Origin of the sequence: Pseudonocardia sp. N23, from assembly GCF_002583555.1 — a bacterium.
GTDB lineage: Bacteria > Actinomycetota > Actinomycetes > Mycobacteriales > Pseudonocardiaceae > Pseudonocardia.
The window spans coordinates 355,002-370,195 of record NZ_BEGX01000114.1 but is presented as its reverse complement, the minus strand read 5'-3'; the positions used below and the strand labels follow the sequence as shown (position 1 = coordinate 370,195).

The 15,194-nt window shown below is 73.7% G+C and carries 9 protein-coding genes; 4 read left to right on the top strand and 5 right to left on the bottom strand.

Annotated features, from left to right (window positions below; genetic code table 11):
* Positions 1 to 4 precede the first annotated feature (4 nt).
* A complete protein-coding gene (locus TOK_RS26115) occupies positions 5 to 1,201 on the bottom strand; it encodes a hypothetical protein (protein ID WP_141566552.1) in 1,197 nt (398 codons plus the stop codon).
* 433 nt (positions 1,202 to 1,634) lie between these two features.
* Here TOK_RS26115 and TOK_RS26110 point away from each other — a divergent pair, with 433 nt between their 5' ends.
* Entirely contained in the window at positions 1,635 to 2,681 is a 1,047-nt protein-coding gene (locus tag TOK_RS26110; protein WP_141566551.1) for a hypothetical protein, read from the top strand.
* A 133-nt stretch (positions 2,682 to 2,814) separates the two neighbouring features.
* On the opposite strand, the gene TOK_RS26105 is transcribed toward TOK_RS26110, so the two are convergent.
* From TOK_RS26105 to TOK_RS26090, 4 genes are all read right to left on the bottom strand, one after another.
* A complete protein-coding gene (locus TOK_RS26105) occupies positions 2,815 to 4,920 on the bottom strand; it encodes an O-antigen ligase (RefSeq protein WP_141566550.1) in 2,106 nt (701 codons plus the stop codon).
* Entirely contained in the window at positions 4,917 to 5,942 is a 1,026-nt protein-coding gene (locus TOK_RS26100; RefSeq protein ID WP_098960601.1) for a hypothetical protein, read from the bottom strand. Before TOK_RS26100 ends, TOK_RS26105 begins: the two co-directional genes overlap by 4 nt.
* A gap of 63 nt (positions 5,943 to 6,005) precedes the next feature.
* Positions 6,006 to 7,166, bottom strand: a complete 1,161-nt coding sequence (locus tag TOK_RS32045; protein ID WP_141566549.1) for a glycosyltransferase family 4 protein — start codon at positions 7,164 to 7,166, stop codon at positions 6,006 to 6,008.
* Positions 7,159 to 8,637, bottom strand: coding sequence for a sugar transferase (locus TOK_RS26090; protein ID WP_216362107.1), 1,479 nt, complete (start codon positions 8,635 to 8,637; stop codon positions 7,159 to 7,161). Before TOK_RS26090 ends, TOK_RS32045 begins: the two co-directional genes overlap by 8 nt.
* Before the next feature lie 526 nt (positions 8,638 to 9,163).
* Here TOK_RS26090 and TOK_RS26085 point away from each other — a divergent pair.
* The 3 genes from TOK_RS26085 (at position 9,164) to TOK_RS26075 (ending at position 15,036) form a co-directional block, all read left to right on the top strand.
* Complete coding sequence (locus TOK_RS26085; protein WP_172457791.1) at positions 9,164 to 10,204, top strand: glycosyltransferase family 2 protein; 1,041 nt, start codon at positions 9,164 to 9,166, stop codon at positions 10,202 to 10,204.
* Positions 10,205 to 10,277: 73 nt separating this feature from the next.
* Positions 10,278 to 11,414 (top strand): glycosyltransferase, encoded by a 1,137-nt coding sequence (locus TOK_RS26080; RefSeq protein WP_098960598.1) that lies wholly within the window; start codon positions 10,278 to 10,280, stop codon positions 11,412 to 11,414.
* Positions 11,415 to 11,574: 160 nt separating this feature from the next.
* The gene (locus tag TOK_RS26075; protein WP_098960597.1) at positions 11,575 to 15,036 is read left to right on the top strand and encodes a lipopolysaccharide biosynthesis protein; all 3,462 of its coding nucleotides are present in this window, start codon (positions 11,575 to 11,577) and stop codon (positions 15,034 to 15,036) included.
* The last annotated feature ends 158 nt before the right edge of the window (positions 15,037 to 15,194 follow it).

Genomic DNA, 15,194 nt, shown 5'->3' with positions numbered 1-15,194 from the left:
GGCCTCACCAACCGTTGCAGCGGTTCCCGACCACGAACGACTTGTTCGACGTCTGCGCCGGCAGCTTCATCACCTGGAGCTTCTCCGTCGGGATCTTCGTCAGGTCGACCCACGTGTCGTCGGGCAGCAGGCCCGTGAACGCGCCCGGAGCGCTCTGCGGGTGCTGCGCGTAGATCGTGAAGCCGCCACTCGTGTCGCCCAGGATCATCCCGTACTTCTGCATCGCCGTCGCGATCGTCAGCTCGTACTTGTTGAGCCCCAACGACTTCAGGTTCAACGACGGATCCAGGCGCAGCCGCGCGCCCTCCGGCAGCGCATCACCGCCGCCGGACCGGCCGTCGCTCTTGGTCGCCGGTGCGACCGGCCCACCCGACTTCGTCGTCGGGTAGGCGAACACCAACGCGTGGTTGATGACGCCGCGGCGCAGCTCGTCGGCCGTCACGATGCCCGCGGCCGCGGAGAAGCCCGACCCACGCGAGCCCAGGCCACCCGGGTAGACGCCGTTGCTGTTCGTCGGGATCGCATTGCCCCACGACGCCGACAGGCCGCCACCGCCGCCCTTCGCGCCCCAGAAGTCGTACACACAGCCCGTCGACCGGTCGACGATCGACAGGTGCGCGTCCTCGGACGGGTCGGGCTCGGCGTTGGCGGGCACCGGGACGTTGCGCAGCTCGCTCGCGCCCCAGTTCTCGGAGAGCTGCACGGTCTGCCGCGGTGTCGACGCGTCCGCGTAGTACACCGGCACCGTCCACTGCTTGAACGACATCAGGAACTTCTCGCCCTGCATCGCGCTCACGTAGCCCGACGAGTTCGGGTCGACCGCCGCGCCCGCGGCCAGGACCTGGCCCCACGGGCTGCCCGGGCCGCCGAACAGCGCGGACGTGCCGTTGCCCGACCCCGTCGAGCCGCCAGCGGTGCCGCGCGACCCCGTCGACGGGGACGAGCGCCGCGGGGCCGTCGGGGAGTCGTCCGCCCGGGCGCTCGGCTGGTCCGGCGCCTCCGTGGTGGTCGTGGGCGGGCTCGTCTCGATCGTGAGCGCCGCGGGATCCGGGTTCAACGGGGCGTTCGAGTCGGGGGCGTTCAGGACGATCGGCAGCAACGAGGCCACCAGCGCCACCAGAGCGGGGACGGCGACCGCCAGCAGCAGCCGGCCCGTCGAACGTCGGCGTGGTCGAGCCGCCGACCGACGGTGTCGAGTCACGGTGTGCAGTTCCTTCCGCATGCTCGCCGTCGGCCCCAACGTCCGGCTTCTCCAACCGGTGCCCGGGGTCCCATCCCCTGACACCTGACCCGCTCCGGAACGGGTGTCCCGGAACGCACAGCTCCCGGTGACGGAGTATGCCCGCCGAAACACCACCCGAACGGGCGACAACCGAACCCGTCGCCGACATGCGGTGATCGCGGGGACGACCGGTCGCCGACCGGTCGATCCCCAGGCTCCGACGGCGTGTCGGGTCCGAACGACGGGTCAGCGGGAACGCCTGTCGCACCGGCGGTACCGTTTGTCCACGGTCGGCTGCCGCGCCGGCCGCGACCCGGAGGACTGGTCAATGTCGTTCCCCCGGCCGCATCGTCGGCCGTCAGCACCTGCCGCCACGACCCGGACCCGCACCGCTGTCGCCGTGCTCGCCGCCGTGGCTGCAGTCGTGGCCGGCTGCTCGGGCGGAGGCGGCGGCGAGCAGGCCCCGACCACGACCGCGGGCGCACCCGTCGACGCCGAGAAGATCCCCACCGGGATCAGCGGCCCCGACGGGTCCCGCCTCTTCGCCGGCAGCGGCAACCCCTGGACCACCCCGGTCCCCGAGAGCACCGCGCCCGTCGCGGGTTCCGCGCGCTACGTGCAGAAGCTGCTCACCGAACGCCCGCTCGTCTCCGTCAACGGCTGGACCATCCCCGTCTACGACGCCGACGCCTCCACCCCGAAGTACACCGTCACCGCGTCGGAGGACCACACCGGCCACGGCGGCTGGGTCCTGCCCGGTGTCCCCGTGCCCGCCGACGCGAAGGCCGACCCGGAGGAGGACGGCCACATGGTCGTCGTCGACCGGCAGGCGAGCTGCGTCTACGAGTTCTGGCAGGCCCGCAAGGAAGGCAGCGGCTGGGCCGCGTCCTGGGTCAACGCCACCCCGTCCGACGGCGACGGCATCTACCCCGACGGCATCTCCGCGCGCGCCAGCGGGCTCTCCGCCGGTGCCGGGCTGATCTGGCCGCAGGAGCTCGCCGCCGGCGAGATCACCCACGCGCTGGTGTTCGCCTACCCGTACACCAGGTCCGGGGGCCCGGTCACACCCGCGACCTCCAGCGACGGCACCACCGGCGGCTCCGACGCGCTGCCCGAGGGCGCGCGGCTGCGGCTCGACCCGTCGATCGACATCGACGATCTCGACCTCCCGCCCGCCCAGGCCACGATCGCCAAGGCCCTGCAGAAGTACGGCATGATCCTCGCCGACACCGCGGGCGGGTTCACCCTCTACGCCGCGGCGCCGCAGAGCTTCGCCTCGTTCCCCTACCCGCAGAGCTGGTCACACGACGTCTGGAAGGACCTCAGCGACATCCCCTTCGACAAGCTGCAGGTGGTCTCCGACGGCCCGCAGGCCGACAAGCACGACGGTCCGCCGATCACCAACCGCTGCAACCAGGCCGTCCAGCAGCCGCCGCTGCAGGACGGCGGCGACGACTGACCCAGGCCGGGCTCGGCGCGGGTGCCGAGGTGCGCCGGGGTTGCGGCCGGTCCGCTCGGGGTCTCTGCACCTCATGTGGTGGCCCTGCACTCTGTGCCGGGGGTGGGGCCGGCCGGGCCGTCGCCGGAGCAGGTCAGATCAGCCAGACCCCGCGGCGGCGCTCCTCGCTGCGGATGCGCCCGCAGAGGAACAGCACCAGCGCGATCTCGCCCGCGGTGGCCAGCAGCACGATGCGCAGCGTGGTCCCGTCGACGACACGTTCCTCGGAGACGTCGGCGACCGATACCGACACGACGTTGTAGACCGCGTTGAGTCCCGACTGCGAGATCGCCTTCGGCGCGTTCACGACCACCGCGTCGCGGCGTTTCAGGGCCTCGGCGGGGGAGTCGGCGACCGCGCGGACGGTCATCACCCCGCGCGTCGGGTCGGCCAGGACCGTGGTCTCCTGTGTCGCGGCGCCGCCCTGGATCAGCGACGCGTAGGCCGGCAGCACCGCCGTCCGGCGGCGGATGTCCATCGCGTAGCCCGGGTAGCCGGCGCCTGTGGCCTGCAGGGTGAGCTCGCTCGTCGCCACGTAGGTGTCGCGGCCCAGCACGGTCACCAGCGTGGCGCCGACGACGGTCGCCGCCGCCGCGGTCGCCAGCGTCACCACGGCCGCGAAGCGGAAGCCCTTGCGGGCCTGGGCCGTGGCGCGAGCGGGCATCCGCCGCCGCAGTCCGCGGTCGGTGCGGGCCACGCTGTACATGAAACCGATCAGCGCGCAGACCAGGAGGAACGTCCGCGAGTAGGCGAGGTGCAGGAACAGGCTGGCCGCGGAGAAGCCGACGATCGCGGCGACGCCCGCGGCGCCGACGCCCCGGGTCAGCCGCCCGCCCGGCGCGTCGGGGTAGGCCCCGGCGAGGCGCGTCGTGGCCTGATGGCCGAGCACCAGCATGCCGACGATCAGCACCGCCCAGCCCAGCATGCCGACGATGCCGCTCTCGGACAGCAGCTCGAGGTAGAGGTTGTGCGTCGCGGTGATGTCGCCGGTCGGGCCTGCGTCGGTCAGCGGGGCGTACTGCTGCATCGACGTGGCGAAGGAGCCCGGGCCGGTGCCGAACAGCGGGTTGGCCTTGAACACCCCGAAGGCGACGTCGCCGACGTTACCGCGCTCGGTGAGCGACTGGTCGGCCGCGTAGTCGGGCGCCGACGAGACGGCCTGGGTCAGCGTCAGCAGCCGGTCGCCGATGCCCGGCAGCAGCAGGACCAGCAGCGACAGCGGGGCGAGGAAGAAGGCCCGGCGCCGGATCCGCGGCCCGGCCACGACGAGCCACACCGCGACGGTCAGCCCGGCCGCGAGCATCGTGCCGCGCGACTGGGTGAGGTAGATGCCCACCAGGATCGACAGCGACGCGCCCGCGGAGAACAGCAGCTCCCAGCGGCTGCGGCGGGTCAGCGAGCGGTGCACGAACGCGAGCCCGAACGGCAGGCCGAGGATGAGGAACCGGCCCCAGAAGTTCGGGTCGGGCAGCGGGCCGGAGTGCCGCGCAGCGGCGATGTCGGCGCCGGCGGAGGACTGGATCGTCGAGAAGCCGCCGAAGGTCTGCGAGTTGCCGACGACGTACTCGCTCAGCGCCGTCAGGATCGAGATCCCGGCGAGCGGGACGAGGATCGCGACGATCGTGATCCACGGCTTCGACGACATCTGCAGCAGCAGCGACACGATGACGACGAAGACGATGTCCTTGAGGTGGTCGGACAGGGCCGACGTGGTCGCCGCCGGGTTCTGGCTCATCGCCGCGGACGGGACCAGCGTCACCAGGTAGGCGAGCAGAAGCGCGGCGGGGATCCACCAGCCGGGACGGATGCGGTCCCGGTAGCGCTTGCGAGCGAACCCGACGACCACCGAGACGCCGCACAGCCCGAGCAGCGCCGTGTAGATCGAGACCGGGGTCGCGAGCACGCCACTGGCGTTGGCGAACTCGCTGGCCACCATGAGGAACAGCGCGACCGTCGGGATCATGACGGCGGCACCGACGACGGCGACCGCGACCAACGCGCCGACGACGAGCAGAGTCATCTGCGGGCCGACGGTGAAGGCCAGGATCAGCAGCGCGACGCCGAGCGCGGCGATGTACCCGCCGTTGCGCTGGAGCACCGGGCCGAGCGACGACGGGGTGCGTCGGGCGGCCTCACCAGGAGCCGGCCGCTCCGGAGCGGGCTGAGGCCGTTCCGGAGGGCGGACCGACGTCGTGGTCACGACGAGGAGGAGCCGCGGGGCGTGTAGGCGCCGGGCTGGCGTGCGGGGGTGCCGGGCTTGCCGTTACCGGGACCGTTGGCGGGGGCACCGTTGCCGGGACCGCCGTTCTTGGCGCCGGAGCTGCCGGGGCCGCCGCTCTTCGGGCCGGAGTTGCCGGGGCCACCGCCCTGGCCGCCACCCGGACCACCGTGGGGCCCGTTGCCGGGACCACCACCCGGACCGTTGTTGGGGCCGTTGTTCGGGCCGGGGCCGCCCTTGGGGGCGCCGGAGGTGCTCGTCGGCCCGCCGGGGCCGTTGCTGCCGGGCCCGTTGTTCCCGGGGCCTGGCTGCACGTTGGCCGGGACGCCTGCGGGTGCCAGGTTCCCCTTGCCGTTCATCGGGCCACCAGGAGGCGGCGGGACGCGACGGGCCGGGGCCTGCTCAGCCGCGGCCGGCTCCTCGCGACGCCCGCGGCTGCGCGCCACGACCAGCGCCACACCGGCGCCGACGAACAGCCCACCCGCGAAGACCACCATGAGCAGCTGGCTCTCGGGGATGCTCGCCGACACGGCGGTCCCGGCGGCCGGCTGCGCCACCTGCAGGATGTAGGGGCCGGAGACCTGCTGGACCGTCGGCGTCGCCGCCTGGACGAGCGCCGTCGCGGCCGCCTCGGCGCCCTGCGGGCTGGTCGTCGTCACCGTGACGGTGATCAGGCTCGTGCTGGCCGTCGCTGCGGCGGTGACCGTGACGTCGGCCGGGGCGACGTTAGCCGCCTGCGCCGCGGGCGCCAGCCACTGCGTCTGCTTGAGGACCTCGGCCCCGATGGTCGCGGCCTGACCGCCCGCAAGTGACTCCCAGTACGAGGGAACCTGCTCGGCCGGCACCGTGGGCGCCGGGACGAGGGCGACCTGGGTGGTCGCGCGGTACGTCGGCTGTGCGGAGCCGACGACGAGGTGGGTCACGAGCAGGGCGAGGAGCGCGGTGACCAGTCCGGTCGCGGCGATGATGAGCAACGCCTTGCGACTGAGTCCCTGGTCGTTCACGTCGCCTCCTTAGTGGGTTCGACGGTCAGGACGGGCGATCGGGTCGGCCCCGGTGGAACGGGGTCAGACGCGCAACCGGCGTGAGCCGGCCGCCTTCGTGGCGAGGGCGTCGTCGTACAGGTCCGCCAGCCGACCCGCCCAACGGCGGAGGTCGAAGCGGTCCTCGGCGAGTCTACGGGCCGCCTCTCCGAGCTGTGCACGGCGTGCGTCATCGGTGAGCAGCGCGACGACCGCGTCACCGAGCGCGGCGGCGTCACCGGGTGCGACGAGCAGGCCGGTGCGGCCGTCGTCGACGATCTCGGGGGTGCCGCCGACCGTGGTCGCGACGGCGGTCAGGCCGCTCGCGGCGGCCTCGATCACGGCGGTGGGCAGTGCCTCGGTGAGCGAGGGCAGCAGGGCGAGCGTCGACCCGCGGAGGATGGCGGGGACGTCGTCGCGGGAACCGGCGAACACGACGCCCTCACCCGCGAGCGACTCGAGCGTCGCGCGATGCTCCCCGTCGCCGACGATCAGCAGCGTCGCACCCGGCACCCGCTCCCGGACCGACGGCCACGCCCGCAGCGCGACCTCGTGGCCCTTGGGCTTGCGCAGGGCGGCGACGATCGTCACGACGGGGACACCCGCGGGCACGTCGAGGTCGGCGGGCAGGGCCTCGGAGGTGGCGCCTGCGGGCGGCCGGAACGACGACATGTCGACGCCGTTGTGCAGCACCCGCCACGACGGGCGGGGCGAGCCGTGGATGCTCTCGGCGGCCGCGCGGGCGGCCTCGGAGACGAAGATCAGCGAGTGGCCGCGGCCCGCCGAGCGGATCGCGAGCCGCTCCTTGGTGCGCGCCGGCAGCGGGCGCCCGTGGGCGGGCAGGTGGTGCAGCGTCGACAGCACCGGGACCTTGGCCAGCCGGCCGGCCAGCGGCACGAGGACCGACGACGTGCCCAGGTGCGCGTGCACGACGTCGGCTCGCGACTCCCGGATCTTCCTGGCGATCAGGGGCACGGCGTTGCGCTGGCGCATCAGCCGGATCCCGATGTAGGTGGGGTCCAGGCCCGCGTCCTGCAGGACGGGGAAGCTCAGCGAACGTTCCGGCGTCGGCGGTGCGAGGGACGCCACCGACATGTGGAGCCCGAGGTCGGGAGCGACCCCGTTGAGGGTGGCGAGCAGCCGCTCGGCACCCCCGTAGGCGAACGTGTCGATGATCTGCAGGACGCGGAGCGAACGGTCAGTCACGGGGAAGGGTGATCTCGTGGGTGATCTCGAGCGACGCGGGGTGGGTCTCGTCGCGGGCCGGGCTCGGGGCGTTGGTGCGCTGCGGCAGCCGCGGCAGCACCGTGGTGGGTGCGTCGTCCATCGGGGCCGGCGGGGTGGGGACCTCGGCGGGCGGGGACGGCACCGGGAGGACGGCCTCGGGGGCACGCTTGGGTACCAGCTGCGAGATCGTCCAGAAGGCGATCTTGACGTCGAGCCACAGCGACCACGACTCGGCGTACAGGTTGTCGAAGTGTGCGCGCTGGTGGATCGAGGTGTCGCCGCGCAGGCCCTGCACCGCCGCGTAGCCGGTCAGGCCGACGGGGACGCGGTGGCGGTAGCGGTAGCCGGGGATCGTCTCGTTGAAGCGCTCGACGAAGTAGCCACGCTCGGGGCGCGGGCCGACGAGGCTCATGTCGCCCCTGAGCACGTTGACCAGCTGCGGCAGCTCGTCGAGGCTCGTGGCGCGGATGAACTTGCCGACGCGACCGAGGCGGGTGTCGGTGTCGATGTTCCAGCGGACGTCGCCCTCGCCGCCGACCGGGATCAGCGAGCGGAACTTGAACAGCGTGAACGGGACGCCGTGCTGGCCGATCCGCTCCTGCTTGAAGATGACGCCCGGGCCGGTCTCCTTGCGGACGGCCGCGGCGATGACGGCCAGCACCGGGCTGACCATGAGGAGCGCGACCGCGGACACGACGACGTCGACCGCGCGCTTGAGGCGCCAGGCGCCACGCGGGTGGGAGATGGGACGCAGCCGCTGCAGCGGGATGCCGTCGACCATCTCCGAGACCTTGTTGCACTGGTTGAGCTCGAACATGCGCGGGACGACGTAGATCTCCGCGCCGGAGCCGGTCAGGTCGCGCACGGCGTCGACGACCGCGTCGTCGCGGTGGGCTCCGAAGGTCACCAGGACGACGTCTATCCGGTGCTCCTCGACGAGCTCGGGGAGGACGTCGACCGAGCCCAGCTGCGGGCCGAGGTCGGCGAGCAGCGGGCGGTCGTCGTCGACGAAGCCGACGACGCGGATGCCGTGCTGCAGGCCGTGGTCGAGGCTGCTGCCCAGGCGGGTGCCCGCCTCGTCGGAACCGACGATGAGGGCGCGCAGGTGGTCGCGGCCGTCCTTGCGGCGGCGGCGGACCACGGTGAGGGCCACGGTGCGGGCGACGACGAGCGCCACGAGCGCGGCCGCGCCCGACAGCAGCGCGTCGAGCGGGCGGGCCAGCCCGGCCGGGACCATGAGGGCCTCGGCGAGCACGGTCGGCACCGCGACGAGCAGCGCCGTCGCCGGCAGGTCGTCGAGCACGGAGAGAGCGAAGCGCCACGCGTTGCGGCGGCTACCGACGATGCCCACCACGATCGCCGCGGTGATCACGACGGCCGGCAGCGGGGCGAGCAGCCACGCGGTCAGTGCGGCCGTCGCGACGAGCGCGACGACCTCGAGGCCGTTCACGATGAGCGTGAACCTGTTGCGAGCCGCGCGGCCCCCACGCGCATGCCTGCCCATCGCCGATGTGCTCCCCCCGGCGGACGGGGCCGCGGACGGCGCCGTCGATCGCTTCGCCGAATCGAATACCTCGGTCAACTACGTTCCTCCTCGAGAAGGCTCCGGGCCCCCTTGCTGCGCGGCGCGTCTTCGACGTCCACACGACCCGGGCACTCACGACGGCCATCGCCGCTATCCCTAAAGACGTTTCACCGCCGGGGATGTTGCTTCCGGTCTTCGAGCAACCCATCGGGCTAGCCGATGCCCCCGACGGTGGGTCGTCAGTGACGTTCCGTGGCTGTCATCCACCGTTCGGCTTACACGTCCGGGCGATCGGTCGCATCCGGTTGCGGTGAGCTCCGTCAGGGGGGAATTCGCAGGTCGCCACCGGGATCGCCGCGGGCCGCCGGAAGGCCGCCGGGGCGCGGATCGCCCGGTCAGCCCTGCCGAGTACGGTCGGGCCGCCCCGACGAACGGCCGGAAGGTGGAGTCCGTGACAGACCCGGATACGGTCCCGCAGACCGTGACGGAGACCACACCTGCCGAGGCGGGTGACCTCGTGACGGTCTTCGTCCCCGCGCGAGACGAGTCCGGCTTCATCGGAGCCTGCCTCGGCTCGGTCCGCGCCCAGGACCATCGCCGTCTGCAGATCGTCGTCGTGATCGACGGCGGCAGCCGTGACGACACGGCCGAGCAGGTCGCCGCGATGGCCGCCGAGGACCCGCGGATCGAGATCCACCGCAACGACCGCGGCGGCATCCCCGCGTCCCTCAACATCGCGGTCGACGCCGCGCGCGGGCGCTGGCTCGTCCGCGTCGACGCGCACTCCACCGTCCCGGCCGACTACGTCTCCACTGCCGTCGCGCTCCTGCGCGAGGGGGAGTGGGGCGGCGTCGGCGGCCGCAAGGACGGACGTGGCGTCACCCCGCAGGGCCGCGCCATCGCCGCCGCCCTCGGCAGCCCGTTCGGCGTCGGCGGCTCGGTCTACCACCACGGCACCGAGCGCCAGGAGGTCGACCACATCCCGTTCGGGGCCTACCCGACCGCGCTCGTGCGCGAGCTCGACGGCTGGGACGAGAACCTGGTCGCCAACGAGGACTTCGAGTTCGACCACCGGCTGCGCCTCGCCGGCCACAAGCTCCTGTTCGACCCGTCGATGACGATCAGCTGGCACAGCCGCCAGACCGTCCGCGACCTCTACATGCAGTACCGCCGCTACGGCCGCGGCAAGGTCGCCGTCGCGCTGCTGCACCCGCGCTCGATGCGGCCCAGGCACCTGATGGTCCCGGCGTTCGTCGCCTATCTGGCGGGAGCCGCCGTCGTCGCGCTGCGGCGGCCCGGACTCGGGGCGGCACTCGTCGCGCCCTACGCCGTCGCCGTCGCCGCCGCGTCCGTGCGCACCGCCCGCGAGCTCGAGCCGGGCGACGGGCGCCACGTCGCCCCCGCCTTCCTGGCCATGCACATCGGCTGGGGCCTCGGCTTCTGGCGGGGCGTCGCCGACGCGGCCGTCTCCCGGGTGCGGGGGGATCGATGAGTGAGCGCGAGCGAGGGAACAGTCGGTACAGCGCCTGCGCGCAGCGCCGACCGAGCGCGAGCGAGGGAGTGCGATGAGCGTTCAGGAGACGACGCCCGTGCCTGCCGGGGCCGAGCCCGCCGGGCGCCGGATGCGGGTGCTGCTCGTCGGCAAGTCCTACCCCGACCGCGGCGGCATCCCGACGTTCCTGGAGATGCTGCGCGGCGGCCCGCTCGCCGAACGCCACGACGTCCGGCTGCAGAACGTCGCCCACTCCGGCGTCCGCGAGGGCGGCAGGTTCACCACCGGCAACATCGGCCGCACCCTGCGCGACGCCCTCGACGTCCGCAGGAACGGCCGCCGGGCCGACGTCGTCCACATCCACTCCGCGCTCGCGCCTGCGGTGACGGTGGTCCGGGCGGGGCTGCTCGCCCTCGCCGGGCGCAGCCGCGGCTGCACGGTCGTGGTGCACGCCCACGGCGGCAACATCCAGACCTGGCTGACGACGCCGCTGCGGCGCGCGGTCATGCGGCTCGCGATGGCACCGGCGCACAGCGTCGTCGCCGTCTGGACCGCGGGGGAGGATGCGCTGCGCGAGGTGCTGCCCGCCGGCAAGGTCACGCTGATCGACAACGGGGTACCGCTCGACGGGGTCCCCGAGCCCGAGGCGCCGCACGACCCGCCGCGCATCCTCTACGTCGGCCTGCTCACCCCGCGCAAGGGCGTTCTCGACCTCGTCGAGGCCTCCCGCATCCTGCGCGCTCGCGGCGCCGACCACGAGCTCCACCTGCTCGGCGGCGCCCCCGACGAGGGCCCCGAGGCCGAGGCCGCCGTCCGCGACAACCTCCCCGCCTGGGTCACCCTGCTCGGCACCCGCGACCCCGCCGACATGCCCGCCGAGTACGCCGCGGCCGACATCTTCAGCCTCCCGTCCTGGTGGGAGGCCATGCCGCTGTCGATCCTCGAGGCCATGGCGGGCGGTCTTCCCGTCGTCGCCACCGACGTGGGGGACATCGGCCGCGCCGTCGACGACGGGGTGACCGGCCGGGTCGTGCCCGTCCAGGACCCCGAGAAGCTCGCCGATGCCCTCGAACCCCTCGTGCGTGACGTCGCGGTCCGCCGGGAGATGGGTGCCGCGGGCCGCCGCCGCGTCGAGGAGCACTTCGCCGCCGACGTCACTGCGCGCAACCTCGACCGTCTCTACCAGGAACTCGACCACCGGAAGCGGTGACATCACGGCGAGTTGTTCCGGCCGTCGCAACGCTGTCGGGGTCCGCCGTTACGCTGCTCGGGGTAACAGTTCGCCCAGGCGATCCGAGGACATCGAGTTGACCAGTGCACGAGGAACGGCCGCGGGCCGTCCCGCCATCGCCCGGGCAGGGCGGTGCTGAGTGGCACTCGGGAAGCACCGGGCGAGCATCGCCACCACGCGTGAGGCGACGAGCGACCCGGACATCTCCACGCTGGGCAGCACCCTCAAGCGTGGCGCCATGCTGTCGGCGCTCGCACTCGGCCTGGTGCAGGTCGTCTCGTTCGTCCAGACGCTGATCCTCGCCCGCATCCTCGACCCGGAGCAGATCGGCCTCTACGCGGCGGGCACCGTCCTGATGGGCTTCCTCCTCGGGTTCTCCGAGGGTGGCCTGCGCGGTGCGCTGATCCAACGTGAGGGCGACGTCGAGGACGCCGCCGACACGGTCTTCTGGGTCACCTTCGTCTCCGGTCTCGGGCTGGCCCTGCTGTCGCTGGCGACGGCGCCGCTCGTCGGCATGGTCTTCAAGAGCGATGTCGCGGGCACCATCGCCGCCGTCTCCTCCGGGGCCGTCGTCCTGCACGCGCTCACCAACGTGCCCGACGGCCTCATGCAGCGCCGCTTCAACTTCAAACGGCGTCTCATCGTCGACCCCACCCGTGTGCTCGGCTACGCCGTCGTCACCATCACGCTCGCGGTGCTCGGTTTCGGCGTGTGGTCCATGGTCATCGGCAACTATGTCGGCATCGCGATCTGGCTGTTCCTGAGCTGGCGCTACGCCCGCTGGCGCCCCGGCGTCGGCAAGTTCTCGTTCACGCTCTGGCGCCAGATGGCCGCCTACGCGGCCCCGTTGCTCGTCGAGGGCATCGTCGAGCGGGTCCGCACCGCCGCCGAGACCGCCCTCATCGGCCGCCGCCTCGACGCCAACACCCTCGGCCAGTACCGCTACGGCGTGACCCTGGCGCAGCTGCCGTCCCTGGTGATCGTCCAGATCGGCTCGTACGTCCTGTTCCCGGCGTTCTCCCGGCTGCAGTCCGACCCGCCCCGCTTCGCCCGCGCCTTCGAACGCGCCCTGCAGGTCACCTGGGTCGGTGCCGCGCCCTTCGCCGGGCTCATGATCGCCGTCGGTGAACCCGCCGTCGTCGTGCTCCTCGGCGAGAAGTGGCGTGAGGCCGGCGTGGCGCTCATGGTCATGGCCGGCTACGGCGTCGGGATCGCCCTGCAGGCGGTCGGCAGCGAGGTCATCAAGGCCGTCGGCGCGTCCAAGATGCTCAACTGGACGACCGCCACCAGCCTCGTCCTGGGCATCGGCACGCTGGTCGCGCTGCTCCCGCTCGGCCTCATCGGCGTCGGCATCGCCATGTCGATCACCGAGATCGCCGTCGGCATCGTCGTGCTGATCCTGTCGCGACGCGTCGTGAAGTTCTCCGTCGGACGTCTCGCGTGGATGCTGGTCCCGCCCGCGATCGCCGCCGCTGTCGCCATGGCGGCCACGTGGTGGCTCGACCGCAACACCTTCGGCGCCGACGAGCACGGCGTCATCCTCGGCATCCTGCTACTCGTCCTCGAGACGATCATCTTCGCGATCATCTACCTCGCGGTGCTCACGGCCATCGCCCCGAAGCTCGGCCGCTCCATGATCGGCGCGGTCATGAACAAGGTCCGCCGCGGCGGTGGCGACGAGGACGGCGACGAGGACGACGACGAGGACGACGACGCCGGCGTCGGCGCGGGCCCCGGACCCACCGGCCCGGACCGCGAGCTCGTCGGCGCGGGCGCGGCGCCCGGTGCGTCCGAGATGACGATCCAGCTGCCACCGATGACCGCCAGCGGCATGATCGGGCTCGCGCGCCAGGTCATCTCCGAGGGTCTCGACGACGCGACCGTCCAGATGCGGCTCATCCAGCCGATGCCGACGGTCAAGTCCCGCAACCGCAGCGAGCGCAAGCTCCCGCTCGCTCCGCTGCCGCAGCGCACCTCCGCCGACGACGGTCGCAACGCCACCGACGAGACGATCGTCATGAAGGCCGTCACCGTCGACGGAACGCCCGTCGAGCCGGCGGAGACCGGCGGCGCCGAGCGGACCGTCGCGACGCCGGCTGCCGCCGGTGTGGACCTCTTCTCCGCCCCGGACGACTCGGTCCGAGACGCGACGGTCACCAGCGACGGACGCCGGTGGAGCGGCACCCTGGAGAGCCTGCGCCCGACGGGCGGCGATCGCGCGGACGGTGCTGAGGGCGCTGCGGACGCGGGTGATGCCGCGGCCTCGCTGCCCGCCGATCCCGAGGCGACCCAGGCCCAGCCGCCCGCCCGCGCCGATGCCGAGGCCACCGCGGTCACGCGCTCGGTGACCCCGACCGACCCCGCCCCGGCGCCCCCGGGGGCGGCGACGTCGGGTCGCGACGACGCCCCTCGCCGCCCCTCGCCGCGGCCGCGGCCCACCCCGCTGCCGGAGCCGTCCGCCGCGCAGCCGCCAGGCGACTCGTCGGCCACCACGAAGGTCCCCGCCGCCGGTTCGGCCGGGGGCCCCGGAGCCGGAACGACCGGTGCTCGGGCGAGCACCGGCGGTCCGGCGCCCGCGAAGGCCTCGGGCGGCCCCGCATCGTCCAGGGCCCCTCAGGCCGCCACGAACACAGCCCGGCCCGGCAGCCCGGGGCCGGCGGCCGCCGCGCAGTCCGGTCCGGGGACGACGCCCGGCGCAGGAACGCCGTCCGGCACCGGAACGCCGCCCGCCACGGGCGCGCAGCCTGGGAGCGGCGCGAAGCCCGCCACGGGCGCGCAGACCGGGAGCGGCGCGACGTCCGGTGCGAGCGCACAGCCGGCGTCGACGGGAAGCCCGTCGCCGACGGTGAACCCCGTGAAGCCCGGCGCAGGCACGTCGTCGCAGGCGAAGCCCGCGCAGGGCACGCGGCCACCCGGGGAGCCCGGACCGGGGACAGCACAGCAGACGACGCCCGGAAAGGGCACGCCGCCCGCGAAGCCCGCATCCTCGGGCGCCCGTCCCACCGGTGACGGCAGGACGGGGACGGGCCCGACGACCGGCGCCCCCGCCGGTTCCCCCGCGAAGCCCGGTCCCCTCGACGAGGAGACCCGGAAGCTGACCGCCCGGCCGCCGCAGGCGCCGACCAGCAAGGCTCCCCAGAAGCCCCGGGGCACCGGGGGGCCGGGTACGAACGGGGCCGGCGACAAGGGCGCCGGCGCGAACGGCCGGCCCTCGAACAGCGCGAGTGGCAGCGGTCCGGGTACGAACGGGTCCCCGGGCGACGCCCGGCCCCCGCGCCCCGCCGACCCCCGGCAGCCGGTGCCGTCCGGCTCGGGGGCGAAGCGCCCGGCACCCAACGGCGCAGGCCCGAACGGCGCAGGCCCGAACGGCGCAGGCCCGAACGGGGCACAGCCCAAGAGCCTCGGCCCCAACGGCACGCCGCCGAGGAACACGAACGCAACGCCGGCGACCGGCGGGAACGGGTCGGCTCCGAAGGGTGCGAACGGTTCGGGACCCGGGGGAGGCGACAGCCGCGACGACCGAGGACCTGCCGCGCCGCGCCGCCCGTCCCCGCGGCCCCGGCCCCGTCCGACACCCTCGGACGGGAGCTCCTCGTCGTAGTCCGCGCACCGCTCGCAGCTCCCCGGCCGTCCCGCTGAGCGGATCCTCCGAGTTCGACCTGAGCTGGTCCCGGCGGCGTGCGGACCAGCCTGGTGTCGAGTGCGGCGGGTGGGGGAAGGTGGGTGTCGCGGTCGTCCCGGCGACGGGGCCGCACGCGC

Bases quoted from the DNA above. Each gene is read 5' to 3' on its own strand.
- TOK_RS26080 (WP_098960598.1), top strand. From the start codon at position 10,278: ATGAGCGTTCAGGAGACGACGCCCGTGCCTGCCGGGGCCGAGCCCGCC.